The sequence below is a fragment of the Dokdonia sp. 4H-3-7-5 genome (genome assembly GCF_000212355.1).
Lineage (GTDB): Bacteria > Bacteroidota > Bacteroidia > Flavobacteriales > Flavobacteriaceae > Dokdonia.
In genome coordinates this window covers 78,261-103,215 of record NC_015496.1, presented here as the reverse complement: position 1 = coordinate 103,215, position 24,955 = coordinate 78,261, and the positions used below count along the sequence as shown (strand labels likewise).

Sequence of the window (24,955 nt, the reverse complement as noted above, 5' to 3'; positions counted from 1 at the left end):
CTAAACCTTTGTTAAGCAACAATATGTATATGAGCTATATATATTGTTTGTGTTAGTTTATAGAGGGATATTTTTCGGTAGATATAGATTTGGTAGAATTGCAGTGACGAAAACCAGAACTAATATTAAAAGTATCAATACCATTAACAAATCAGTTTTTTCAAAACGAAATTTTTTCTTTACAAATAATCTAATAATAGAAAAGAAGATTACTAAATAAACAAGAGCCATAACTATATTATTATAAAGGCTGGATTTATTCCTTTGGACGACTTGATTTAAATTTTTTATGTCAAGAATTTTACCTGTAATATTGAAATAGGGAACTTCATTTCCCATATAAATGATTTGAAAATTGAATCCAAAATCTGGATCAAAATAATCCCAACCAAGAAGTAAAGAATTAGTATCTACTCTAGTGAGGTTAAAGCCAGAAATTTCTTCATCGATAGTTTTAGTTATTTTGTAATCAAGTATTTTATTTTCATTACCAATATTTAGTTCAATATCTTTTCTTACATCATTAGCATAAATACTAAGTTCTCCGCTATTCCATATTGTTCCTGTTAATAGATAAACATTTTCTTTTGCTAACAAAGAATCGTTAACTAGTAGTTTTATTTCCGACGAATAATTCTGACTATCATATATAATTGAAGGCGGATTATTTAAAACATAACTGATATCTTTAACTTTCAAACTATTGACGTAAAAATAAATAGATAAACTTATAGATAGTATTGTTAATGCAAGAGTTATAAGATTATGAGGTTTCTTTAATTCTTCGAATATCTTCATTTTGTGAAATTAATGCCAACGTCTTGGCTGTCTTAGTAAAATAGCGCTACATTTTGGGTTAAGCACCAAAACCCTTATTAATTAATACCATTTTTGGAATTTTGTTATTTTTTATTCTTTTTCAGAGATTGTTTTATTAGACTCATAATATACTCTATATCCTCATCGTTACTGAATTGTAATTGGTAATCTCCATTTCCATAATGACCAATTTCAGAAACATCTCTCGTCAGTTTTTTTGAATCCTCTAACTCCCCTTTTTTAAGGTTAATATGAAGTTTAAGAGCGCTCTTTTGAACTTGTATGTCGACAACGTTTGTTCCAGAAACATAAGCTATATATTTCTTCTTTGGTTTTACTTCTAAATCGCCTAAATTTAAAAGAGCACTTTTAACCTTTTCATAAAGCTCTTTTGTTTCTTCTGTTACTCTTTTCAGATGTTCAGATTCAGAGTAAACTTTTATTTCTTTAGATATTTTGTCAATTGTTTCGTCCGTTTTAGAAATCGTTTTAATACTTTCTTGAGCACCAGCCTTTTTAATTTGTTCAAATGAAACAGTTTCATTTTCAAATCTCTTTACTTCCCATAATTCAATTGGTAAATCTTTGAAATTTATAGCCTCACGTTGATAATTAGTAAATTTCTGGGAAACGAAAAGGACTCTGGATTGAGACCAATCAATATCAGTCCTTTTCAGTGTTCTGTTTTGACTTTCGTTAAATTCAAGTATAAAATCAGCTTTGTTATTTAACATTAGTGACAAATAAGCATAACCTTGATCAATCACACTAAAGTTTTTATCTCGTTTATATTCGATTATCACAAAAGAATTCGCTTCAATGTCAAAAGCAAGAGTATCAATTCGAAAATTATTCAGCGCAAATTCTGATTTGACAAATTCAAGTCCGAATATTGTTTTTAGATTATTTTCTGTTAAGTCTTGGATTTCTTTTTCGAGACGAAATGGTTTTTCTTTAATGTATTTTAAAGATTTTTCTATTTTGTATAATGCCATTTATAATTGTTATCTTTTAATGAATATCAACAGTCTTGTATATGAAAAGTAACGCCATTAAAAAGTGATAATTTTCGGATTACAGACAAGCCAAATTTAAAAATTTGGCGGTCTTCGCAAATACATAAAAACTCTCGGAAAACCTGTAATAGCTATGTTTTATATACATTGTTGCCACTAGTACTTATTCGGTGTTCAGAGATTCTAATTTAGAAATCGTTCGGTTTAATACTTGGGTAAAATATCTATATTGTTGACGAATTTCAACATATAATATTCTTAAGTGGTTATATTGATGAGAAATGTCTCTACCTAAAATTGAAATCTCTCTCCCAATAGGATGAGTCCTAAATAAATTTGTACTCACTATTTGTGTTTGAACTGGTCTAATAACACTTTGATAATAATCAACCAAAGCTCTTTTCCCAACTATATTTTGATGATAGTATTGCACTTTTGAATCTAAAAGTTGATATGTTGGGTCTTGTGCGTAATGAGGATTGTTATTCTTTTCAAATTCGGTAAACTGAACTACTTTATCCATAAATTTTTTATCGAGTTCTGTAAAAACAGACTTAAATATATCACTTCTTTTTACCACTATTGAATGGTAATTATCAACCTCAATCATAAGATTTCTCATAAAGTCTATTTGAGAAAAAGCCAGATTAAAATCAGAGCTATTTTTAAACGTTTTGAATAATAGAGGTGATTCTAAATTGTATAAGCGGTCGTATGTGTTGGTTAATACTTTCGGCGCAGTCGTAGGAACTCCGTTATCCAAACTTATGGTTTCTTGGTAAAACTTTTGGTAACCATTTCGTAATTCAGGAACTATGTTATTTTTCAAATCATCGAATTGATTATTGAAATAGTCTTTTAATTTATGCAGCTCATTTTTTTCATTATTTCTTTTAATCCACCTTTCAATTAGAACTCCAATTACAAAAATTAAAATGGTAAAAACTACGGTAAAAAATGTATCATATGAAACTCCTAGAATTGTATCTTTTCCTTGATTAAGGTGATTATGTAAATCAGAGTGAATTGAAGAAATATTTTCGTTGAGATTTTTGACTTGAACAAACAAGCTATCTTGAATTGAGATATTCAATGAATCATTCGTAATGCTTGATGTTGTTTCGTTTTGCAATGTTCTTTTGTATTAGTGACAACTTGCATATATAAGCAAGTCTGTTAATCACATCACCCAACCCTAGCAAAAACCAGAATCAAGATGATCTATATTATTAATTTTTAAATCTTCATTTTCAAAAAGTAAAATCACTCATTCACTTTCTAAAAAGCTAATCTACAACCTCTCACCCATACTTCTTTACGACTTTCCTCATTTTGGGTAAAAAAAATGTAAAATAGTTAGTTTCAGCATTCTAAATCTAGGTGCTAGGCATCATCATTTATTTCTATCCAGTAGCCATCTGGATCTTGGAAGTACACTTGCTGTATCCCGTCATTGCGCACATAATCTTTAGTAGGCGTTCCTCGCCAGTCGGCATAATCTATGTCTAGGTTTTTGAGGTGTGAGATAAAGGAAGCAAGATCTGCCGTGGCGAGTGCGAGGTGTACTGCTTTGTTAGTGATTACGGTTTCGCCTGGTCTTGGGATGAGGTGCAGTTGCTTGCTATCACCTAGGGCGAGCCAGCGAGTAGGGGAGACAGAGGCGGTATTTTCTATTTCGGTAAGCCCAAATACTTTTTGGTAAAAAGCAATGGAGACGGCTACGTCTTGTACAGAAATAGCTACATGATTTATAAAGAATGTGCTCATGGTGATTGGTTTTGGAGGCTAAATATCTTCATTTTTAATGAAATACGTCACTCCTCGCTAGCAATAGTTATCATGGAAGGTGGGAGGTGCGAGGTGTCATATTTTCGCGAAAGCGTACCTATTGTTATTGTTTACAAAAGAGCTATAAAATCATGGATTGTGGTTTTAATTCTTGTGATCAATCCGTACTTTGTACCCCTGCTATGGATTCAAAATTAGAAGTATATATTGAGGGCTTAAACGAGGCCCAACGCGCTCCCACACTACATAAAGAGGGAGCATTAATTGTAATTGCAGGTGCGGGATCTGGTAAAACGCGAGTGCTTACCTTACGTATTGCTTACCTCATGTCTCAGGGAGTAGACGCCTTTAACATCTTATCACTCACCTTTACAAATAAGGCGGCACGTGAGATGAAAAAGCGTATCTCTGATATTGTGGGTAGCTCTGAGGCAAAGAATTTATGGATGGGAACCTTTCACTCCATTTTTGCCAAAATCTTGCGTATTGAGGCAGATAAGCTAGGGTACCCGTCTAACTTTACGATTTATGATACCCAAGACTCCCAGCGTTTAATAAGCGCGATTATCAAGGAGCTGCAGCTGGATAAGGATATCTATAAGTATAAGCAGATTCAAAACCGTATTTCTTCTTTTAAAAACAGCTTGATTACGGTACGTGCGTATCAAAATGATCCTGAGCTGGTAGAGGCAGATGCGATGGCAAAACGCCCGCGTATGGGGGAGATTTATGCAGAGTATGTAGATCGCTGTTTTAAGGCAGGAGCGATGGACTTTGATGATTTACTGCTACGCACAAATGAGTTGCTTAACCGTTTTCCAGAGGTACTTAATAAATACCAGAATCGTTTTAAATATATATTGGTAGATGAGTATCAAGATACTAACCATAGCCAGTATCTTATTGTAAAGGCACTGTCTGATAAGTTTCAGAATATCTGTGTAGTGGGAGATGACTCGCAGAGTATCTACGCCTTCCGTGGGGCAAACATTAATAACATTTTGAACTTCCAGAAGGATTATGAGAATGTAGCAATGTACCGCCTAGAGCAGAATTACCGCTCCTCAAAAGTGATAGTGGAGGCGGCAAACAGTGTGATAGAAAAAAACAAAACCAGACTGGATAAAACAGTATGGACCGCAAACCCAGATGGTGGTGAGATTATCGTGCACCGCTCTCCTACAGATGGTGAGGAGGGACGCTATGTGGCGAGTTCTATTTTTGAAAATAGAATGAATCACCAGCTCATGAATGGAGATTTTGCGATTTTATATAGAACAAACGCACAGTCACGTGCGATGGAGGATGCCTTGCGCAAGCGAGATATCCCATACCGTATTTATGGAGGGTTATCCTTCTATCAACGTAAGGAGATTAAGGATGTGCTGGGCTACCTGCGCGTGCTTATTAACCCAAAAGATGAGGAAGCACTTAAACGTGTGATTAACTATCCTGCAAGAGGAATAGGCGGTACGACCATAGACAAGCTTACGGTGGCGGCAAAACACTACGGGCGTTCTATGTTTGAGGTGATGGAGAAGATCGAGCAGCTGGGTCCCTCGATGAATATAAATCGTGGTACACAGACTAAGCTTAAGAACTTTGTAACGATGATTAAGAGTTTCCAGATTCTTAATGAGCAAAGTGATGCCTTTACCGTGGCAGAAAAGGTAGCAAAGAAAACAGGACTCTTACAAGAACTTAAAAAGGATGGAACTCCAGAGGGTGTTGCTCGTATAGAAAATATAGAGGAGCTGCTCAACGGTATGCGCGACTTTGTAGAGGAGCAAAAGGAGCTAGCAGATACTACAGGATCGCTTGCAGAGTTCCTAGAAGATGTGGCACTTGCCACAAGTATGGATAATGATACGGGTGATGATGACCGCGTGGCGCTTATGACCATCCACCTAGCAAAGGGACTTGAGTTTCCATTTGTATACATCGTGGGTATGGAGGAAGATCTCTTTCCTTCTGGTATGAGTATGAGCACGCGTAGTGAGCTAGAGGAGGAGCGCCGCTTGTTTTATGTGGCACTTACAAGAGCAGAAAAGCAGGCATACCTTACCTATACAGAGTCTAGATATCGCTGGGGTAAACTGGTAGATGCAGAGCCTAGCCGTTTTATAGAGGAAATAGATGATAAGTATCTGGATTACCAGACGCCTATGATGAGAAACCGCTATAAGTCACTCATGGATATAGATGAGTATGGCGAGGTAGATAAAAGTAAATTACGATTAAAGAAGCCGGTGAGTGGTACGCCACCTAGAGTGGGTAATCCATCACAAGACCAGCTACGTAAGTTGCGCAAGATAAGACCTACTAGCGGTGATGAGCCTGTCTCTTCACTCGCGGGAGCACTAGAAGCGGGTACGGTGGTAAAGCATATCCGTTTTGGTAAAGGGATTGTGGTAGGACTAGAAGGGAAAGGCCAAGATCAAAAAGCAGAAATTAATTTTGAAAACGGTGGTCTCAAAAAGTTGTTACTACGTTTTGCCAAACTTGAAATCGTAAGCTAGTACGCACACAAGCTGATATAAAATACAAATGCTGACGTCCACAAGATGTCAGCATTTTTTTATGGTGATAAATACGCTTTCGCGAAAGCTATACAGGAACACCTTCTATCTCGTCATATTGTTTAGTAATATGACTTAATCTTCTATAGGTAAGTAGAGGTCGATGTATGCGCCTATTTTCTGCTGTACATCAAGGTAGCTCGTTGCATCCCAATCTCCGTGACCACCTTCATAAATGGTAAAGATGTGCGGAACACCAGCATTAGAAAGCGCCGTATCTAGTCGCTGACCATTAGTAAGCGGCACCAGCGGATCTTGATCTCCGTAAAACTGAAGGGTAGGGCTAGCGCTTGCAGTGACTACTTTGGCAGGGCTTAATAGTTCGCTGTAATTTGCATCCTCAGGATAGGCGGTTTCATCAGTAAGTGCGGCTATGTAGATTTCAAAACCTGGGCCGTCTGCATAAAAGGGATCTGTAAAATCTGCAGGACCTACTATGTTGGCTACAAATTTTACTTGGTCGTCCACATCATAGGTATAGTCATACATCATCGCAATATGTGCGCCAGCACTAAGTCCTATAAAAGCATACTCATTATTAAATTGCAACTCGCTACTCGTATCATTCAGCTGATTAATAACTGCCTGCACATCCAGAAACTGATTAGGAAATGCCGGTATCGCTGGCGGATCTGCCAGCACGTAATTCATATTTACCACGCCATAATCTGGATGTTGTGATTGCACTAGATTTATAAAAGCAGATACATTCTCCTTATCTCCCTCTGTCCAGCCACCACCGTGTATGAGGATAATCATCTTGGTTTTGGCAGCACTACGTCCTGCAGGTAAATAGATGTCGTATACCTGCGCAGGATCATTACCGTAAGGGACATCTGTAAGGGTAAGCGCCTCGAGTGCAACAGCTTCTTCCATCTCCGTGTCAGGTGTAATAACATCTGTGGTAGTCTCGTCACTATCTGAGCAGCTCCAGCTCATTGTAGCCAGTAAGCATAGGATATATAGTAGTTTCATTAAGATAATTTTAAGGTATAACGCACAGATTTTACTTTTATGTTAAGGTTGCGTTAGTTTCTGCGAGATATTTTAAGCTTATAAGTAACTTTAAATAAAAAAGTTATGATCAAAGAAGGAACAAAAGTACAGTGGAAGTGGGGTAACGGTACCGCAGAAGGAAAAGTAACCGAAACTTTTACAGAGAAAGTAACCAAAACTATCAAAGGTAGCGAAGTCACTCGCAATGGAGAGTCAGGCAATAAAGCATTGTATATCGAGCAAGAAGATGGAGATAAAGTACTCAAACTTGAGGATGAAGTAGAGCGCGTAGATTAGGGAAGTTACGCTTTCGCGAAAGCGTGATTATCATATTAATTGTTACTCGTACATTCACAAAAAAATACAGCCATGTCAAAGTTTATAAAACTCTACGAAGAAAATCCAAACCCCAGGGACTTACAGGAAATCGTAAAAATCCTAAAAAACGGCGGACTTATCATTTATCCAAGTGATACCGTGTATGCATTAGGCTGCGATATTACAAATACCAAAGCGCTAGAACGCGTAGCACAGATAAAAGGAGTAAAGCTAGCTAAGGCCAACTTCTCCTTTGTATGTGAAGATCTAAGTAATCTCTCAGATTATGTGAAACAAATAGATACGCAGACGTTTAAAATACTTAAAAGAGCACTACCAGGACCTTATACCTTTATATTACCAGGTAACAATAACTTGCCTAGTGTGTTTAAAAAGAAAAAGGAAGTAGGAATACGTGTACCAGATAACGAGATTACAAGAGCCATCGTAAGAGCACTGGGTAATCCTATTATCTCTACGTCCATCTATGATGAAGATGAGGTGATAGAATACACCACAGATCCAGAACTCATCTTTGAGAAATGGCAGAACCGTGTTGACGTAATAGTTGATGGTGGTTATGGAGGTAATATTCCTTCTACCGTAATTGACCTTACGGGTGATGAGCCTATCCTTATAAGAGAAGGAAAAGGTAGCCCAGAATTATAAAACGTATACCTATTAAAAAACCTCTCCAAAGGGAGAGGCTCTTAACTAAATCTAATTAAAGATTTGGGGTACTTACTAATCTAACCTAAAGACTAGTAACTTATTCGCCAGCCGCAAGTAGGGTAGCAGTTTCTGTAAAGTTGTTGTTGTTGTACGTAAGCTCATCTAAGTTAAGAGCATTAAGCTGTGTAGGAAACTCACCTGTAAAGTTATTATCAAAAAGGTTAAGCTTCTTTAATTGTGGTAATGATGATAGACCTTTTGGTAACTTACCTGAAAAGTTGTTACTACTAATTTGTAGGTCTGTAAGTTTTTCTAATGATACTATCGCTGCAGGTAACTGTCCTCTAAAGTCGTTGTTTGCAAGACTTAGTCTTTTTAAATTTTTCAATCCTGAAAGATCGCTTTGTAATTCTCCACTTAAGTTATTAAAGAAAAGATCTAAATACTCTAAACTTCCCATCGCAAGGATCTCATTAGGGATATTCCCTTCAAGTTTGTTTAAAGATAAGTTGATTGTTTTAAGACCCTTAATAGAACCTAAAGAAGCTGGTATTGTTCCTTCTAAGTTATTTTTGTGCAGATTTAATATTTTAAGACCTGTAAGGTTACCAATACTTGCTGGGAGCGTACCCGTAAGATTATTGTCCTTAAGGCTTATAGCAAACACCTTATCACTGATGATCGTCACACCCATCCAGTTTTCTGGAGTTTGAGAAAGATCCCAAGAACTTGTCCACTCATTTCCGTTAGTGCTATTGTATAAGTCTACAAGAGCCTGCTTCTCCTTTGGAGAAATTCCTGCAACAAGTATTGATGAGCAGAAAAGAGCTAAGATAATTAGTGTAAAATTCTTCATAATTGGTCTGTATTAATTTGCGATAGAACTAAAGTATTGTGAAAACATCTATGAACCGCACATTTAAGACGATAATCGACCAAGTACACTAAATTTTAACATTTAAACGTATAATTTGTGTCTTTAAGCGATGATTTTGACGTTCAAGAACATAGTTTGAGAATCTCTTTTGTGTCTTTAAACGAAAAAAGCGACTATCTTGCCGATAGTCGCTTTTCTCTGTAAGAGTTCTAATGAGATTCTTAGTTTCCTTCTTCAACCTCTACATCCTCTCCAGACATGTTCTTCATTTCTTGTTCAATCATATCATAAAATTGATCAATCTTAGGAAGTACATATATCTTCGTTCTACGGTTTGTAGATCTGTTTTCTGCAGTACTGTTATCTACTAGAGGAACAAACTCGCTACGTCCAGCAGCAATAAGCTGTGCAGGATTTGCTCCTAGGTCTACGAGCTTTCTTACGATAGCAGTTGCTCTTTTTGCACTTAAATCCCAGTTGTCTATAAGAACACCTCCTTTATTATAAGGAACGTTATCTGTATGACCTTCTACAAGTGCTTCAAAGTTAGGCTTACCATTAATTACAGTAGCAACCTTTCCTAAGATCTCTTCTGCTCTTGAAGTAATATTATAGCTTCCGCTCTTAAATAATACTTTATCAGAAAGTGATATAAATACCACACCTTTCTCAACATTGATTTCAATATCTGTATCGTTGATACCTACTTCTTTCTTAAGGCTTGTAACTAGTGCAAGTGTTACACTATCCTTTTTAGTAAGGGCATCTTGAAGACGGTTAATCTTAAGGTCTTTTTCTTTTAAGCTCTCTAGTGACTTTTCTAAGTTAGACGCTCCTTGCTTTGTAAGCATCGTAAGGTCTTTAGAACTTTGTATAAGTTCATTTTTGTCTTTTCTCATTTCAGCAATGCGCTCTTCTAATGACTTCACACGAGTAGTGGCACTTGCTTTTTCTTCTAGACAAGAATTTAACTTTACCGTAGCAGAGTTTAGAAGATCTTGAGTTTCTTGTTGTCTTGCTTCAAGCGCAGCATATTCTTTCTTAGAAACGCAAGAAGTAAGTAATAGGGCACTGGTAATACCAGCAATCAATAATCGTTTCATAGTTTGTGTAACTTTTAAATTTGTGATAAATGTACTAAAACGGCAATGCCATAGATACTTGTTAACAGTAATTTATGGTTTGTTACTTAAGTTCTTATATGTGTGCTTTTTCTGCACAAAATAACTCCATATAATAGAGGTTGTACCGGCATAACGTCTAGAGGATACTAGATGAAAGCGTCTTTCTAATAGCGCAGGTAAGTGTAAATAGAAACTTAAATGAGCCTTCAATATAGCCAAAAGATGCTTAGGCTGCCCAGATAATAGAAACTTTAGTGCCGCAATACCATCAAGCACAAGTCTTGAAAATATGATAAATATCGCTTTAAACCCCTTAATATTCTTTACAATATTAAAAAGCGTATTTCTAAAGTTATAAAATGTCTTCTTTGGGTTTGCAGAGGGTAGTGTAGCTCCGCCTAGATGATACACTTCGCTATCACCACAAGCGAGTACACGATATCCCTTGTTTTTAATGCGCCAGCATAGATCTATTTCTTCCTGATGAGCAAAGAATATTTCATCTAGTGCTCCCACTTCCCAGAAGGTAGATGCTCTCACAAAGAGACAAGCACCACTTGCCCATTGTACTTCTATAGTAGTATCGTATTGTCCTGTATCTTCCTCGCAAGTGTCAAAAAGTCTACCTCTACAATATGGATATCCTAACTTATCAAGAAAACCTCCAGCCGCACCTGCATATTCAAAGTGTGAAGGTTTTTTTAAATCTTTAATTTTAGGTTGCGCTGCAGACACCCTAGGGTCGTCAAAAAGAGCAATCATAGGTGTTAGCCAGCCCTTAGTCACTTGCACATCACTATTAAGGAGTACATAAATATCTGCCTTTATAGTCTTAAGTGCGTCATTATAGCCCTTTGCATAACCGCCATTTATAGCATTCTTTATAATGTGAACGCTAGGGAAGTGTTCTTTTACATAACCTACAGAGTTATCTGTACTTGCATTATCGGCTACATAAATACTAGCGAGGTCTGTGCTATGCTCAATTATAGTGGGAAGGAATCGTTCAAGTAGTTCTTTTCCGTTCCAGTTTAAGATGACGATGGCTGTTTTCACGCTGCAAATAAAAGCTTTTTATGGGATTCCGCTTTCGCGAAAGCGTACTTATTTTACTTCTCGCTCATAATCTGGTAGTGATCGCAAGAAGTCATAACGCTCTGCTACTGTGTCTACTTGGCAATAATAATGTGAAAGTCCGTTGCTCACCATCAAGTAATCTGCTTGTAATTGCAAATTATAACGGGCTATCTGATCAAAGGTTTCTTGGGTAATTTTTATAGCCGGAGCTTTACACTCTACAATAAGTAGGAGGGAGCCATCTTTATTAAAAATGACAATATCATAACGTTTGCGCGTATTGCCTACTTTAATTTCTTTCTCAACATTGATAAGGCTTAGCGGATATCCTTTTTCAGTCAGGAGCCATTGTAATATATGTTGTCGCACCCATTCTTCGGGAGTGAGTACCAAGAACTTTTTACGAATGACGTCAAAAATATACCGTTTGTTTTCGCTACTTTTGAGTCTGAAAGAGTATGCAGGAAAAGAGAGTTGTTGCATACCACAATAGTACGAGTTCTGCAGGAAAACCCAAAGGTGAAGCACGCAAAAAACATAGTTGAAGACATTAAAAAAGGAATCATAAAACCCATTTACTTTTTAAGTGGGGAAGAGCCTTATTTTATAGATCAAATTTCAGATTATATAGAGCATAATCTACTCGATGAAGCTGAAAAAGGCTTCAATCAAGTGGTGCTTTATGGTCGTGACGTTACCATAGAAGATATTGTGAGTAACGCAAAGCGCTATCCTATGATGGCAGAACGCCAGGTGGTAATTGTAAAGGAAGCGCAAGATCTCTCGCGCCAGATTGAGAAGCTAGCAGATTATGTGAAAAACCCACAACCTACAACGGTGCTTGTGGTGGCATATAAGTATAAGAAGCTTGACAAACGTAAAGGACTCGCAAAAGCCCTAAAGGAATACGGAGTTCATTATGAAAGTAAGAAACTTTATGAAAACCAAGTAGGCGACTGGTTGCGTCGTGTGCTTATAGATGAGGGATACCATATCCAACCTAAAGCGGCACAAATTCTAGTAGACTATCTAGGGAATGACTTAGGGAAAGTAATTAATGAGCTCAATAAGTTGATGCTTATTCTTCCTAAAGGAAGCGAGATTACACCACAAGCCATAGAAGAGAATATCGGGATCAGTAAGGACTTCAATATTTTTGAGTTACGTAAAGCAATCTCAGAGAAGGATATTGTGAAGGCACAGCGGATTGCACAATACTTTACACAGAATCCTAAGGATAATCCGCTGGTCTTAACAGTGAGCCAGTTGTTTAGTTTGTTTGCGAGTATTCTCAAATATCACGGGCTTCCTCAAAAGGATAAGACTACGGTAGCAAGAGCACTGGGTGTCTCGCCTTTTTTTGTAGAGGAATATATTACTGCAGGTCGCAATTACCCTATGAAAAAAGTAAGTGCTTGTATCTCCTTAATAAGAGAAGTAGATGTAAAGAGTAAAGGGGTAGGAGCGAGTGCTTTTGCAAGTAACGACTTACTAAAAGAGCTGCTTGTAAAAATCATGAATTAAGATTTTACAAGCAGCTCTCAGAATTATTTGAAGTGTAGGTTAGCTTATTCTGCTGCGATAACGCTTATTTCTACATTTACATATTTAGGAAGATTTGCCACCTCTACCGTTTCCCTTGCAGGAGCTGTCGCTTCATCAAAGTACTTTCCATACACACTATTAATCTTCCCGAAGTTTTCCATATCACTAATGAAAATAGAAGTCTTCACGACGTTTTCAAAAGTCATCCCCGCTTCTGTAAGAATCGCTTTTACGCTTTGCATTACAAGTTCAGTCTCCTCTTCTATACATCCTTTAAAGAGTTCACCAGTAGCTGGTATAATCGCAATCTGTCCGCTTGTGTACAGCATTCCATTTACTAATGTTGCTTGGTTGTAAGGGCCTATTGGAGCCGGAGCGTTTAGTGTGGTGATAATTTTTTTCATGAGTAATAGTATTTGGTACGCTTTCGCGAAAGCGTGATTATACATTTCGTACTTATAATTGTTGATCAGGAGTACGGCGTTTGTCGTATTTAATATCACTAAGTAGGTTACCAGTAATCCCGATAAAGAAATTCCAAGAGGTTCTACTAGGATCTGAGTTTACAGGAGGAACCCAACTGAAACGCATATTCCAACTCTCAAGATCACGCGCAAAGTTAAGAGAGGTAAAGGTGATACCTGGGTTCGCAAGATCATATCCTGTAGATCCACCTACCGTCCATCTATTTCCTAATTTTACATCTCCGCTTATCACGATAGAGTGGGAGCTTACGTCGTTTTGACGTGCATTGTTTGCGTATCCTACTTGATACCCAAAGCGTAAATTCCATGGAATTTTAAACCTATAAAATTCAATCTCTTTTTCTTCTTCGTCTTCTGGCTCCTGATTTCCAGCATTTGTATTTCCAGTAATGTCAACACCTTTTCCTAATAAATCATCTGGACGTCCACCACCTGCAAAGGTTTCGTTTTCTGTTCGATCTGTATTTACGCCAGCCTTAGCATCTTTGTCAAAGTCTCTACTAGAAAAACTGTACCCAAAACTCGCCTGCCCACTTGTAAGTCTAAAAAGGCTACCTCCATTATTTATATTAAGCGTGTTTATACGCTGGTTTGCACTATTAAGTGCGTAGAGGTCTAAATTTGCACTAAAGTTTACGTCAAGCTTTTCTTGTAAAACTGGGATAGATCCATTTACAGAGATAGGTGACAACTTGAGATCATCTGCAGCAAAATTATAGGAAGTCCTGATGTTGAGGTTATTGATGAGTTTTATTTTCTTGGGTTCTGTATCTGTGCTATCCTTACTCCGTACTTTTGCTTCTAGTGTGTTTGCAAGACTAAACGAGAGCGAATTAGAAACGCGATTACTAGGGGCACCAAAGAATCCTCCATCAAATCTTGAGTATTCTACTTCTACATTTTGAGGATCTGTCACGTCATTAGGATCAGGTCTAGTGTAGGTCTCGTAAAACTGATCAAAAGCTGGGGTGTAAGACCAGCTTAACGATGGACGCACTACGTGGCGTATGGTTTGAATCTTACTCGTCTCCTTAAAATTAAAAGTTCCGTACACTGTGGTACCTAAACTTAAACCTCCTCTGTAGGTTCTATAAGCATCAAAACCATTTACAGTATCTCGCACAACAGTATTGGTTTCTTCGTCAAAACTTTGATCTATGGTCTTAAATACCCAACTCTCCTCAAGACTACCACTTACAGAAGCACTGATGTAGTTAAAGAGTTTAAAGTTGGTTGCAATAGGAATACTATGTCTTATTCCGGTTTCTGCACTTTCAAACATGGCAGCTGTAAAAAACTCATCGTCATTTGTTCTAAAGCGGTTATCTGCTCTTAAAGCATAACTCAAGTTCAAATTCTTGATAAGCCCTTTTTTAGATCCAGAATTACCAGCAAAAGGATATATTCTATCTACGTTAAGTTGGGTAGTAGGAAGCGACATGGTAATTTCTTCCGTACGTGAGTTTTGGCTGTGAGTTGCAGCAACAGTTAGATTTACAGGCACTGTACCAGGAAACGTGCGAGAGTAAGAAACCGAAGAACTAAAGTTGTTATTTAAGAAGTTACCTGTGTTGGCTTGATTAAGTGATTGTCTATAAAAGTTACTACTACCTAAATTTACAGAGGCCGAAAATCTACTGTTAGGACTAGACTTCGTATCCTGACTATGATTCCAGCGTATGTTATATGTATTAGTCTCAGAAAAGTCTGGAAGGCCACGCTCACTAAACAAGATGCGCTCCGAACTAAAGCTAAACCTACCATTAAACTTATAACGTACTTTATAATCCGTGTCTGCTCTAATGGCATAACTACCGTTTGTGTAATAATCACCTGTAAGTGCAAGGTTAAAGTACTCGCTAAGTGCAAAATAGTAACCACCATTTGTAAGGGAATATCCACGTTCTCTACTTTCTCCAGGTCCTGGTAATATAAAACCAGAAACGCTTGTTTCCTTTTCCATAGGGAAAAAAGCAAATGGTAATCCTATAGGAGTAGGAACATCTGCGATGTACATATTAGTAAGTCCGGCAACAAGTTTTTTACCAGGTACAAACTTTACTTTACGAGCTAGAAAGTAATATTCTGGATTATCAAGATCTTCAGAGGTGGTAATCTTTACATTACTCATAAAGATTACAGAGTCATTTACTCTCTTACTGCGTTCTGCTTTTAAATTTATTTGCTGTCCGCCAGCTTTTTCTACGCGCGAACCATAGATAAGAGCTCGTTGCGTATCAAAATTAAATTTTATGGAATCTGGCTTAACTTGATTAGGACCTTGGACAAAAAATGGTATTTGAGAATAGTTTCCTGCAGAATCTTCGATTCCTCGAGCAAAAACGGTGTTAGTCTCATAATCAAGAATAATCTCACCCGCGTTTATTTTCATATCCTCGTAAACGATTTCGGCTTCATTATAAAGGTAAATTTTCTTTTTACGCTGTGATATGCGCTGGTAGTCTGTTGCCTTGTAAACAACCTTGTCAGTCAGGGTTTCTGGCTTTTGTTTGATGGAATCTTGTATAGTTCTCGTAGTATCTTCTATAGTAACTACGGTAGGAGTGATAGAATCAAGCCTCGCAAAACCTTCTGTCGCCGATTGGATTAAAGTCGTGTCCCTTGCTGGTACGCGTCTGGCATCATTCTTGGATGGGAGTTCTTGTGCACTTACCTTAAGCAATGGTAGCAAGCAAAGAGAGAGTACAATAAGAAAGTGTGCAGTTTTTGTTTGCAATGCGATTAGCCTATTTTTGTGCAAATAATTATCAATTAAAGTGTCAAAATTACGTATATTTTTTTCGGCTACAGCCCTAGAAATGCAATTTTGAAAATAACAAGCGTGTAAAGCACGTTACCTATTTACAGAGATCAATTTAATACCTAACGTTCAAAAGAGTCATATTTGATATAAATGATGCGTAAAAAAAACATATTTAATATTTATTTAACAACTACCTTGCTTGTAGTTAGTTGTTTTTCAGGCGCTTTCGCGAAAGCGCAATCCAATAATTCTTCTAAAAAATTTAAAGTCGTTCTTGATGCGGGACATGGAGGAGGCGATAGTGGTAACCGTGGAAACGGATACTATGAGAAAAATATAGCCCTTAATGTCGTCTTGGCATTAGGGAAAGAATTAGAAAAGCAGTCTGATGTCGAAGTAATTTATACCAGGAAAACAGATGTTTTCTTAGAATTATGGGAGCGAGCAGATATTGCAAATAATGCAAATGCAGACCTTTTTATAAGTGTACATTGTAATTCCCACTCCTCACAAGCAAAAGGAACGGAAACTTTTGTACTTGGTATAGACGGTAACGCTAAAAACATGGCTATTGCCAAAAAAGAAAACTCAGTAATCTTACTGGAGGAAAACTATGAGAAGCGATACGCAGGTTTTGATCCTAACAGTCCCGAAACGAGTATAGGTCTTGAGCTTATGCAAGAAGAATACCTAGATCAAAGTATCAACCTAGCAAGCTTTGTAGAAAATGAATTTACAGGGAGCGTAAAGCGCAGCAGTCGTGGTGTGAAGCAAGCTATTTTCTGGGTATTGCACAGATCTGTAATGCCTAGTGTGCTTATAGAAACAGGTTTCCTTACTAATAATGAGGAAGGGAAGTTCTTAAACTCTAGTGCAGGTCAAGATAAAATGGCTAAAGCGATAAGTAAAGCAGTTACTAATTACAAGAAGAGTATACAGATAAATGAGCGTGTAGAGATTGCAGATCATGTAGTGAAAACTCCAAGTGCTCCGGTTACTGCTACTAAGTCTAAGGTAGTAGAGGGCGTAACTTTTAAAGTACAACTGGCAGCGAGTAAACGTAAGCTAGAAACTAAATCTTATAATTTTAAGGGTCTCAAGTCTGTAAGTCGTTCTAAAGATGGTCGTCTATATAAGTATTATTATGGCGCAACCTCAGACTATAACTTAGCTCGCACGCAATTACAAGAAGCAAAAAACAAAGGGTATAAAGAGGCTTTTATCGTATCATTTAATAAGGATAATATAAAGGTGCCCCTCAATCAAGTGTTAAATTAGTCTTATACGTAAGGACTGCCTTTAACAATTGACCTACATTTGTTTTAACCAATAAGCATCTTATTTAATGTCTAAAGAAATAAAAACCGCCATTCTAGTTATCGCAGCATTGCTGCTTGTAATATTTGGCTACAACTATCTAAAAGGCAATAACCTTTTAGATAAAAGCAAAATCCTTTATGCAAAATATGACAATGTAGAAGGACTTGCACCGTCTTCACAGGTAACCATAAACGGATTACCAGTAGGTAGAGTAATGTCTATAGACTTTGCAGATAGTAGCGGTAAACTCGTGGTTAAATTTGTAGTAGAAAAAGATTTTGAATTTTCAAACAATAGCCTCGCGAGAGTATACGGAGGTGGTCTTATAGGTGGTAAATCTTTGGCTATTATTCCTTCTTACGAGAAAGGAAGAAATGCGAAAACGGGGGATACTTTGCCTGGTGAAATGGGCGAAGGAATCATGGAGCTTGTAAATGAGCGTCTAACTCCACTTCAAAATCAAGTTGAAAAAGTAATAGGAGATACAGATTCATTGCTAGTGAATGTGAACTCAGTATTAGATAGAGATACAAGAGCCAACTTAAGGGATGCAATTGCAAACTTTACAGATGCTTCTCGAGAGATGAAAGGAATTTCTAAATCTGTAAATGGGTTGCTGGCTTCTAATCAAGACAAATTAGATCGTACGATTACTAATCTAGATAAAATGAGTGGCAACTTTGCAACTTTATCAGATTCGCTTTCTAAAATTCAAATGGGACAAATGGTTGCAGATTTAGAGAAAACTATAGCAGATTTCCAAGAATTATCTAATAAGTTAAATTCTCCTGAAGGAACCGTAGGTAAACTTTTGAATGATGACCAACTTTACTTAAATTTGGATCGTACAGCAAACCAGATGGGAGATCTTCTACAAGATATGAAGCTTAACCCAAAACGTTATGTACATTTTTCACTCTTCGGGAAAAAACCAGGGGAGTACACTCCGCCTAAAGATTCGTTACAGTAGGCGCGAGCTTAACTAACGAATTTATATGCAATACGTACAAAACATCATTTTTCTCATTGTTCTAGTTTTAGGAGTTGGTTTTTTTGTTAAAAACATCAAGAAACTCCTACGTAATATTAATCTAGGAAAGGACGTAGATCGTTCTGATAACAAACCACAACGCTGGCGGAACATGGCAAAAATTGCCTTGGGCCAGTACAAAATGGTAAAGAGACCAGTTTCTGGGATTTTACACGTAGTTGTTTACGTAGGTTTTATCATTATTAATATCGAAGTCCTCGAGATTATCATAGATGGACTTTTTGGTACTCACAGAATATTTAGTTTTCTAGGCGGACTTTATGATTTCTTAATTGGAAGTTTTGAAATTCTTGCTTTCTTAGTATTAGTTGCCGTAATTATATTCTGGCTACGTCGTAATGTGATGAACATTAAACGATTTATAAGCTCAGATCTTAAAGGATGGCCTAAGGCTGACGGTAATATCATCTTGTATTTTGAAGTGGTATTAATGGGTTTATTTCTCACAATGAACGCCGCAGATTTACAATTGCAATTAATGGGAGCAGACCATTATGCTTCGGCAGATGGAAGCATTACAGGTTCATTCCCAATAAGTAGTTTTATTGCACCACTTTTTGATGGCATGTCAATAAGCTCGATTGTTGTTGTTGAGCGTGCTGCTTGGTGGTTACACATTGTAGGTATTCTAATTTTCTTAAACTACCTATACTATTCTAAGCACTTACATATCTTACTTGCATTTCCAAATACTTGGTATGCTAAGCTTAAACCACAAGGAGAATTTAATAATCTTAAGGCTGTAACAGACGAGGTTATGCTTATGATGGATCCTAATGCAGATCCTTTTGCAGCCCCAGCCGAAGGTGCAGAAGAAGTTGAGGTGGGTAAATTTGGAGCAAGTGATGTGACAGATCTTAACTGGGTACAACTTATGAACTCATATAGCTGTACAGAGTGTGGTCGCTGTACAAGTGAATGTCCTGCAAACCAAACTGGAAAAAAATTGAGCCCTCGTAAAATCATGATGGATACGCGTGACCGTCTTGAGGAAGTAGGTAAAAATATAGATGAAAATAATGGAGTATTTGTGATGGATAACAAGCAGTTGCTTGATGATTATATCACAAAAGAGGAACTTTGGGCCTGTACGACCTGTAATGCTTGTGTGGAGGCGTGTCCTATAGGTATCGATCCTTTAAGCATTATAATTGATATGCGTCGTTACATGGTAATGGAAGAAAGTGCAGCGCCTACAGATTTAAACAACGCGATGACAAATATCGAGAATAATGGAGCGCCATGGCCGTTTAACCAGATGGATAGAGGTAACTGGATTAATGAAGCATAGATATTTTATAATTGTAGGGTTATTGTTGAGTTTCGCTTTTGCGAAAGCGCAATCTTCTACAAAGAATTATAAAATAGATAGCTTACAATTTAAAATGTACACACGTCTTTTTGTAAATGAACAGTTGCAAGTAGATAGCGTCACCGTAAAGAAGATTTTTTGTGATTACTGTAGTGAGTCTCAGATGGCAGTGTTACGTGAAGAAGCAATGAGGCAGTCCCTTGTGGAGCGGTATAATCCAAAGTATAAAAAGCCAGGTGAACACAGATTGGCACTTTATGTAAGATTTAGTAAAAGAGATTTTAAGAATTTAAACGACAACCATGAATAAAGAAGACGTAGACAAGATGTTAAGTGAGAAACTAGAGGATGGTGAACACGTAAGTCCGGTGCTTCCTGAAGGAGTCAAAAATTACTTAATTGACATAGATGGCACCATTACAGAAGATGTTCCTAATGAGGAGCCAGAGCGTATGGGTACATGTGAGCCATTTCCAGATGCGCTTAAAACATTAAATAAATGGCATGATGAAGGTCATATTATTTGCTTCTTTACCTCTAGAACAGAAGAGCACAGAGCGGTTACTACAGAATGGCTTAACCGTCATGGGTTTAAATTCCATAGCTTACTTATGGGGAAACCTAGAGGAGGTAACTATCACTGGGTAGATAATCACTTAGTAAAAGCAACTCGTTACAAAGGGAAGTTTACAGACCTTATCGAGAAGAAAGTAACTATTGAAGTTTTTGAAGATTAATTAAATACCGTTTTTTACACGGAATACAAGAATATGAGCGAGACACTTAAAGTACCCACTATGGCCGAGTATGTGGCGCTAGGAAAACAACCAGAAGTATTATTTTGGGTAGGTTGTGCAGGAAGTTTTGATGATAGAGCAAAGAAGATAACAAAGGCTTTTGCACGTATCTTAAATAAAGCAAATGTAGATTTTGCTGTCTTAGGAGCAGAAGAAAGCTGTACTGGAGATCCAGCAAAACGTGCTGGAAATGAATTTTTATTCCAGATGCAAGCTGTGACCAACATTGAGGTGCTTAATGGATATGAAGTTAAGAAAATAGTAACGGCTTGTCCGCACTGTTTTAATACTCTCAAAAATGAGTACCCATCATTAGGTGGAAATTATGAAGTAGTACACCACACGCAATTTTTAAAGTCATTATTAGACGATGGCCGCCTTACGGTAGAAGGAGGTAAGTTTAAAGGAAAGCGTATCACTTTTCATGATCCTTGTTATTTAGGTCGTGCAAATGGAGTATATGAGGCGCCAAGAGATTTACTACGTAAGCTTGATGTAGAACTTGTAGAAATGCGTAAGTGCAAGACTAACGGACTCTGTTGTGGAGCTGGTGGAGCGCAAATGTTTAAAGAGCCAGAACCAGGAAATAAAGACGTAAACATAGAGCGCACAGAGCAAGCACTCGAAGTAAAGCCTGATATTATTGCTGCTGGATGTCCTTTCTGTAATACTATGATGACAGACGGAATAAAAGGTAAAGAAAAAGAAGGTAGCGTCGAGGTAATGGATGTTGCCGAAATGATAGCATCTGCCGAAGAATTATAAAATTATATTTTTTGAAATATTAGAAAAGCGGATTTCGAAAGAGTCCGCTTTTTTACCTAAATAATAAATTATGCTTGTAGATTTTAATTCACTTTCTGACTCATCAAGAATCTGGTTATATCAATCTGATCAAAAATTTACAGAAGAACAAGTAGCTCAACTAGAGAAAGATATAGCTACTTTTTTAACAAGCTGGACAGCTCACGGAGCAAGCCTAAAGGCTGGTTTTGAGATTAAATATGACCGCTTTATTGTGATAGGTCTTGACCAGTCTGAAGCTGCTGCAACAGGATGCTCAATTGATAGTCAAGTGCGTTTTATCATAGCGCAGCAAGAGGAGCTAGGTGTAGACTTACTAGATAAAATGAATGTGACCTATTATCAGAATAATCGTATTCATTATAAAACATTGCTTGAGTTTAAGAAGATGGTTAAAGATGGTGCGGTAAGTAAAAACACTATAGTTTTCAATAACCTTGTTGCAAATGTAGGTGAGTATAAAACTAATTGGGAAATTCCAGCAATAGATAGCTGGCATTCTCGTTTTCTCAAGAAGGGTAAATAGAAGTAACTTGAAGGTCTTAAGATGTTGTTAAGATTTGCACGCTTTCGCGAAAGCGTACCTCAAACCCTTTACTTTTATATTAGAATGTAATAAGCGCTATCTGGCGTCGTTATTGCAGTCGTTTCTACAACTTAAAATATTGCATTTATGGCGCCTAGACGCATTATCACCATATTATTCTTCTTATTTGTTTCCGTAATTTCTTATGCTCAAGAGCGATACCCGCTCTATGCAAATGACATTATTGCACAGCGTAAATGGGTAGATTCTGTTTATATGCAAATGACGCCAAAGGAACGCGTGGGACAGTTATTTATGGTTGATGTGTTCTCTAGTGATCCTAAGGCTAAAATTGATAAAATTAAAAAGCTTATCAAAGAAGAACACATAGGCGGACTTATATTTTCTAAGGGTGGGCCTATGCGTCAAGCAAAACTCAATAATGAATTTCAAGAACTGGCAAAAACGAAGCTTCTCATAGGGATGGATGCAGAGTGGGGACTTGCGATGAGATTAGATAGTACCTATGCTTTTCCTTGGAATATGACGCTAGGAGCTATACAAGATAATAATATTGTAAGGAAAGTAGGAAAGCGTATAGGAGAGCATTCTAAGCGTTTAGGGGTACATATTAATTTTGCTCCAGTGGTAGATATTAATATCAATCCCGCAAATCCTATTATAGGAAATAGATCTTTTGGCGAAGATAAAATCAACGTTACAGAAAAAGCAATTGCCTTCATGGAAGGAATGCAAGAAGCTGGAGTCTTAGGAAGCGCAAAACACTTCCCAGGTCACGGTGATACAGATAAAGACAGTCATAAAACGCTACCTACGCTTAACTTCACTAAGGAACGTCTGCAGAGTGTAGAGATGTATCCATATAAGCCAATTATTGAGAACGGTATTGCGAGTATTATGGTTGCACACCTTAATGTGCCAGCTCTCGTACCAGAAGTGGGAGTGCCTACAAGTATCTCACCTACTATCGTGACAAAAATGCTTAAGGAAGATTACCGCTTTCACGGTTTGATATTTACAGATGCGTTAAATATGAAAGGCGCTGCAAATTTTAAAGAGCCTGGAGATATTGATCTTGCAGCTTTTGAGGCAGGAAATGATATTTTATTGATAAGTGAAGATGTATCTTCTGCATCTGCCAAAATTATGAAGGCTCTTGAGTCTGGTAAGATTACAGAAGAGAGACTAGCGCACTCGGTAAAGAAAATTTTATATGCTAAGTATAAAGTGGGCTTAAATAAATACAAACCCGTAGTCACAAAATACCTTCTTGATGATCTTAATGCACGTATTGATGACGTGGTTTATAGTGAAGCTATAGAAAACGCAATAACCGTTACTAAGAATAACAATAATGTGCTTCCTGTAGTAAATATAGATCAGAAAAAGATTGCTTATTTAGGCTTAGGTGATGATGATGGATCTGCATTTAAATTCCAACTACGCAAGTATGCGCAGATGGCTGAGATAAAATCAAAAACTCTTGAAGCTGCACAGAAAGAATTAAAAGATTATAATTATGTTATTATAGGTTTTCATAGATCTAATGCAAACCCTTGGAAGTCCTATAAATTTTCGGCAGAAGAGATTAGATGGATTACAGAGATAGCAAAAACTAAAACTGTCGTTTTAGACCTTTTTGTAAGACCTTATGCAATGCTAGATTTGCAAAATAGCTCAGATATTGAGGCTATAATTCACAGTTATCAAAATAGCCAGCTAGCCCAAGAAAAAAGCGCCCAACTTATTTTTGGAGCTATACCTAGTAAAGGAAGGCTACCAGTTTCTCTTGGTAAAACGCCAATAAGGACAGGTTTACAATCTGGAACTTTAAGAAGACTTTCATATGGAATTCCAGAAGAGGTAGGAGTAGATTCAGATACGCTTAATATCAAAATTGATTCCCTTGTAAATCTTGGAATCAAAAGAGCGATGATGCCAGGTGCTCAGGTACTAGTTGCCCGCCGTGGTAAAGTGATTTACGATAAAAGCTTTGGATATCACACCTACAATAAAAAGCGCGCTGTACGTCCAGAAGACATGTATGATGTTGCTTCTATGACAAAAATACTAGCTTCTTTACCTTTATTGATGGAGCTTGAGAGTGAAGGGTCTATTGCATTAGAAAATAAACTAGGCGCTCTTATTCCTGCACTTAAAGGGAGTAATAAAGCAAATATAACACTCAAAGATGCGCTATCACACTATGGTCGTTTTAAGGCATGGATCCCTTTTTATATCAGCACACTAGATTCTGTTACAAAAAAGCCACTTGATGATTATTATAGCACGGCATACTCAGAAAATTATAATATTAAAGTTGCCGAAAAAATGTACCTGCGCACAGGATACGGTGATACTCTAGTAAAGAAAATAGCAGATAGTGATCTTAGGTCTAGGCTTTCTTACAAGTACAGTGACCTTCCTTATTATTTGATGAAAAAATTTCTAGAAGATCACTACAATGATAATCTTGATGAAATTACACGATCACATTTTTATAATGCATTAGGAGCAAATTTTACTGGCTACAGACCATTGCGTAAGTATGCTAAAGATATGATTGTACCATCAGAAAATGACTCTTACTGGCGCAACCAGAAAGTGCAAGGCTATGTACATGACATGGGAGCGGCTATGCAGAGTAATATTGGAGGTCATGCTGGATTATTTTCAAACTCAAATGACGTTGCCAAAATGATGCAAATGTATCTTCAAAATGGTTATTATGGTGGTAAGCGCTATTTTTCAAAAGAGACTATGGATCGCTTTAATACTTGTTATTACTGTGATAATAATGTTAGACGAGGTGTGGGTTTTGATAAGCCACAATTGAGCGGTGGTGGTCCTACCTGTGGTTGTGTGCCTATGACGAGTTTTGGGCACAGTGGTTTTACGGGTACATACACTTGGGCAGATCCAGAAAACGAACTTGTCTATGTGTTTCTATCAAATAGAACATTCCCCACTATGGATAACCGTGCCCTCATAAAATCTGGTTTGAGAACCCAAATTCAAGAAGTCATTTATAATGCTTTAATTGATTAAATTTGAAGTGCTATTT

23 protein-coding genes are annotated in these 24,955 nt (G+C 37.2%); 12 read left to right on the top strand and 11 right to left on the bottom strand.

Features of this window, described 5'->3' with window-relative positions; all coding sequences use genetic code 11:
• Positions 1-57: 57 nt before the first annotated feature.
• From KRODI_RS00465 to KRODI_RS00450, 4 genes are all read right to left on the bottom strand, one after another.
• Complete coding sequence (locus tag KRODI_RS00465; RefSeq protein ID WP_013749592.1) at positions 58-798, bottom strand: hypothetical protein; 741 nt, start codon at positions 796-798, stop codon at positions 58-60.
• A 104-nt stretch (positions 799-902) separates the two neighbouring features.
• Positions 903-1,814 (bottom strand): DUF5655 domain-containing protein, encoded by a 912-nt coding sequence (locus KRODI_RS00460; RefSeq protein WP_013749591.1) that lies wholly within the window; start codon positions 1,812-1,814, stop codon positions 903-905.
• 184 nt (positions 1,815-1,998) lie between these two features.
• On the bottom strand, positions 1,999-2,967 hold the full coding sequence (locus KRODI_RS00455; protein WP_013749590.1) for a hypothetical protein: 969 nt from the start codon (positions 2,965-2,967) through the stop codon (positions 1,999-2,001).
• A gap of 251 nt (positions 2,968-3,218) precedes the next feature.
• Positions 3,219-3,602, bottom strand: a complete 384-nt coding sequence (locus tag KRODI_RS00450) for a VOC family protein (RefSeq protein ID WP_013749589.1) — start codon at positions 3,600-3,602, stop codon at positions 3,219-3,221.
• A 203-nt stretch (positions 3,603-3,805) separates the two neighbouring features.
• Between KRODI_RS00450 and KRODI_RS00440 the strand changes: the two genes are divergently transcribed.
• Positions 3,806-6,142: an ATP-dependent helicase gene (locus KRODI_RS00440; RefSeq protein WP_041295569.1), complete on the top strand. Its 2,337-nt coding sequence runs from the start codon at positions 3,806-3,808 to the stop codon at positions 6,140-6,142.
• Positions 6,143-6,277: 135 nt separating this feature from the next.
• Here KRODI_RS00440 and KRODI_RS00435 read toward each other — a convergent pair whose 3' ends face one another.
• Positions 6,278-7,177: an alpha/beta hydrolase gene (locus tag KRODI_RS00435; protein WP_013749587.1), complete on the bottom strand. Its 900-nt coding sequence runs from the start codon at positions 7,175-7,177 to the stop codon at positions 6,278-6,280.
• Between the two features lie 105 nt (positions 7,178-7,282).
• Between KRODI_RS00435 and KRODI_RS00430 the strand changes: the two genes are divergently transcribed.
• Both KRODI_RS00430 and KRODI_RS00425 read left to right on the top strand, forming a co-directional pair.
• Positions 7,283-7,495, top strand: a complete 213-nt coding sequence (locus tag KRODI_RS00430) for a DUF2945 domain-containing protein (protein ID WP_013749586.1) — start codon at positions 7,283-7,285, stop codon at positions 7,493-7,495.
• A 72-nt stretch (positions 7,496-7,567) separates the two neighbouring features.
• Positions 7,568-8,185, top strand: coding sequence for an L-threonylcarbamoyladenylate synthase (locus KRODI_RS00425; RefSeq protein ID WP_013749585.1), 618 nt, complete (start codon positions 7,568-7,570; stop codon positions 8,183-8,185).
• A gap of 100 nt (positions 8,186-8,285) precedes the next feature.
• On the opposite strand, the gene KRODI_RS00420 is transcribed toward KRODI_RS00425, so the two are convergent.
• From KRODI_RS00420 to KRODI_RS00405, 4 genes are all read right to left on the bottom strand, one after another.
• Positions 8,286-9,044, bottom strand: coding sequence for a hypothetical protein (locus KRODI_RS00420; RefSeq protein WP_013749584.1), 759 nt, complete (start codon positions 9,042-9,044; stop codon positions 8,286-8,288).
• Between the two features lie 242 nt (positions 9,045-9,286).
• Positions 9,287-10,168, bottom strand: coding sequence for a flagellar motor protein MotB (locus KRODI_RS00415; RefSeq protein WP_013749583.1), 882 nt, complete (start codon positions 10,166-10,168; stop codon positions 9,287-9,289).
• A 72-nt stretch (positions 10,169-10,240) separates the two neighbouring features.
• Positions 10,241-11,245: a glycosyltransferase family 2 protein gene (locus tag KRODI_RS00410; protein ID WP_013749582.1), complete on the bottom strand. Its 1,005-nt coding sequence runs from the start codon at positions 11,243-11,245 to the stop codon at positions 10,241-10,243.
• A gap of 48 nt (positions 11,246-11,293) precedes the next feature.
• Positions 11,294-11,749, bottom strand: a complete 456-nt coding sequence (locus KRODI_RS00405; protein ID WP_013749581.1) for a type I restriction enzyme HsdR N-terminal domain-containing protein — start codon at positions 11,747-11,749, stop codon at positions 11,294-11,296.
• 36 nt (positions 11,750-11,785) lie between these two features.
• Between KRODI_RS00405 and holA the strand changes: the two genes are divergently transcribed.
• On the top strand, positions 11,786-12,790 hold the full coding sequence (holA, locus tag KRODI_RS00400) for a DNA polymerase III subunit delta (protein WP_013749580.1): 1,005 nt from the start codon (positions 11,786-11,788) through the stop codon (positions 12,788-12,790).
• Between the two features lie 44 nt (positions 12,791-12,834).
• Here holA and KRODI_RS00395 read toward each other — a convergent pair whose 3' ends face one another.
• Both KRODI_RS00395 and KRODI_RS00390 read right to left on the bottom strand, forming a co-directional pair.
• Positions 12,835-13,215 carry a Rid family detoxifying hydrolase gene (locus KRODI_RS00395; RefSeq protein WP_041295568.1) on the bottom strand — a complete coding sequence of 127 codons (381 nt, stop codon included), beginning with the start codon at positions 13,213-13,215 and terminating at the stop codon, positions 12,835-12,837.
• 52 nt (positions 13,216-13,267) lie between these two features.
• Complete coding sequence (locus KRODI_RS00390) at positions 13,268-16,033, bottom strand: putative LPS assembly protein LptD (protein WP_013749578.1); 2,766 nt, start codon at positions 16,031-16,033, stop codon at positions 13,268-13,270.
• A gap of 177 nt (positions 16,034-16,210) precedes the next feature.
• On the opposite strand from KRODI_RS00390, the gene KRODI_RS00385 reads away from it, so the two are divergent.
• The 8 genes from KRODI_RS00385 (at position 16,211) to KRODI_RS00350 (ending at position 24,939) form a co-directional block, all read left to right on the top strand.
• Positions 16,211-17,338, top strand: coding sequence for an N-acetylmuramoyl-L-alanine amidase (locus KRODI_RS00385; RefSeq protein ID WP_013749577.1), 1,128 nt, complete (start codon positions 16,211-16,213; stop codon positions 17,336-17,338).
• Between the two features lie 67 nt (positions 17,339-17,405).
• Positions 17,406-18,350, top strand: coding sequence for an MlaD family protein (locus tag KRODI_RS00380; protein WP_013749576.1), 945 nt, complete (start codon positions 17,406-17,408; stop codon positions 18,348-18,350).
• 25 nt (positions 18,351-18,375) lie between these two features.
• Positions 18,376-19,722: a (Fe-S)-binding protein gene (locus KRODI_RS00375; RefSeq protein WP_013749575.1), complete on the top strand. Its 1,347-nt coding sequence runs from the start codon at positions 18,376-18,378 to the stop codon at positions 19,720-19,722.
• Complete coding sequence (locus tag KRODI_RS00370) at positions 19,712-20,053, top strand: hypothetical protein (RefSeq protein WP_013749574.1); 342 nt, start codon at positions 19,712-19,714, stop codon at positions 20,051-20,053. The genes KRODI_RS00375 and KRODI_RS00370 overlap by 11 nt, the downstream gene beginning before the upstream one ends.
• Positions 20,046-20,480, top strand: coding sequence for a phosphoheptose isomerase (locus tag KRODI_RS00365; RefSeq protein WP_013749573.1), 435 nt, complete (start codon positions 20,046-20,048; stop codon positions 20,478-20,480). Before KRODI_RS00370 ends, KRODI_RS00365 begins: the two co-directional genes overlap by 8 nt.
• A 33-nt stretch (positions 20,481-20,513) precedes the next feature.
• Positions 20,514-21,305, top strand: a complete 792-nt coding sequence (locus KRODI_RS00360; RefSeq protein WP_013749572.1) for a (Fe-S)-binding protein — start codon at positions 20,514-20,516, stop codon at positions 21,303-21,305.
• Between the two features lie 70 nt (positions 21,306-21,375).
• Positions 21,376-21,870, top strand: a complete 495-nt coding sequence (locus KRODI_RS00355; protein ID WP_013749571.1) for a hypothetical protein — start codon at positions 21,376-21,378, stop codon at positions 21,868-21,870.
• A gap of 147 nt (positions 21,871-22,017) precedes the next feature.
• A complete protein-coding gene (locus tag KRODI_RS00350) occupies positions 22,018-24,939 on the top strand; it encodes a glycoside hydrolase family 3 N-terminal domain-containing protein (RefSeq protein WP_013749570.1) in 2,922 nt (973 codons plus the stop codon).
• Positions 24,940-24,955 lie beyond the last annotated feature (16 nt).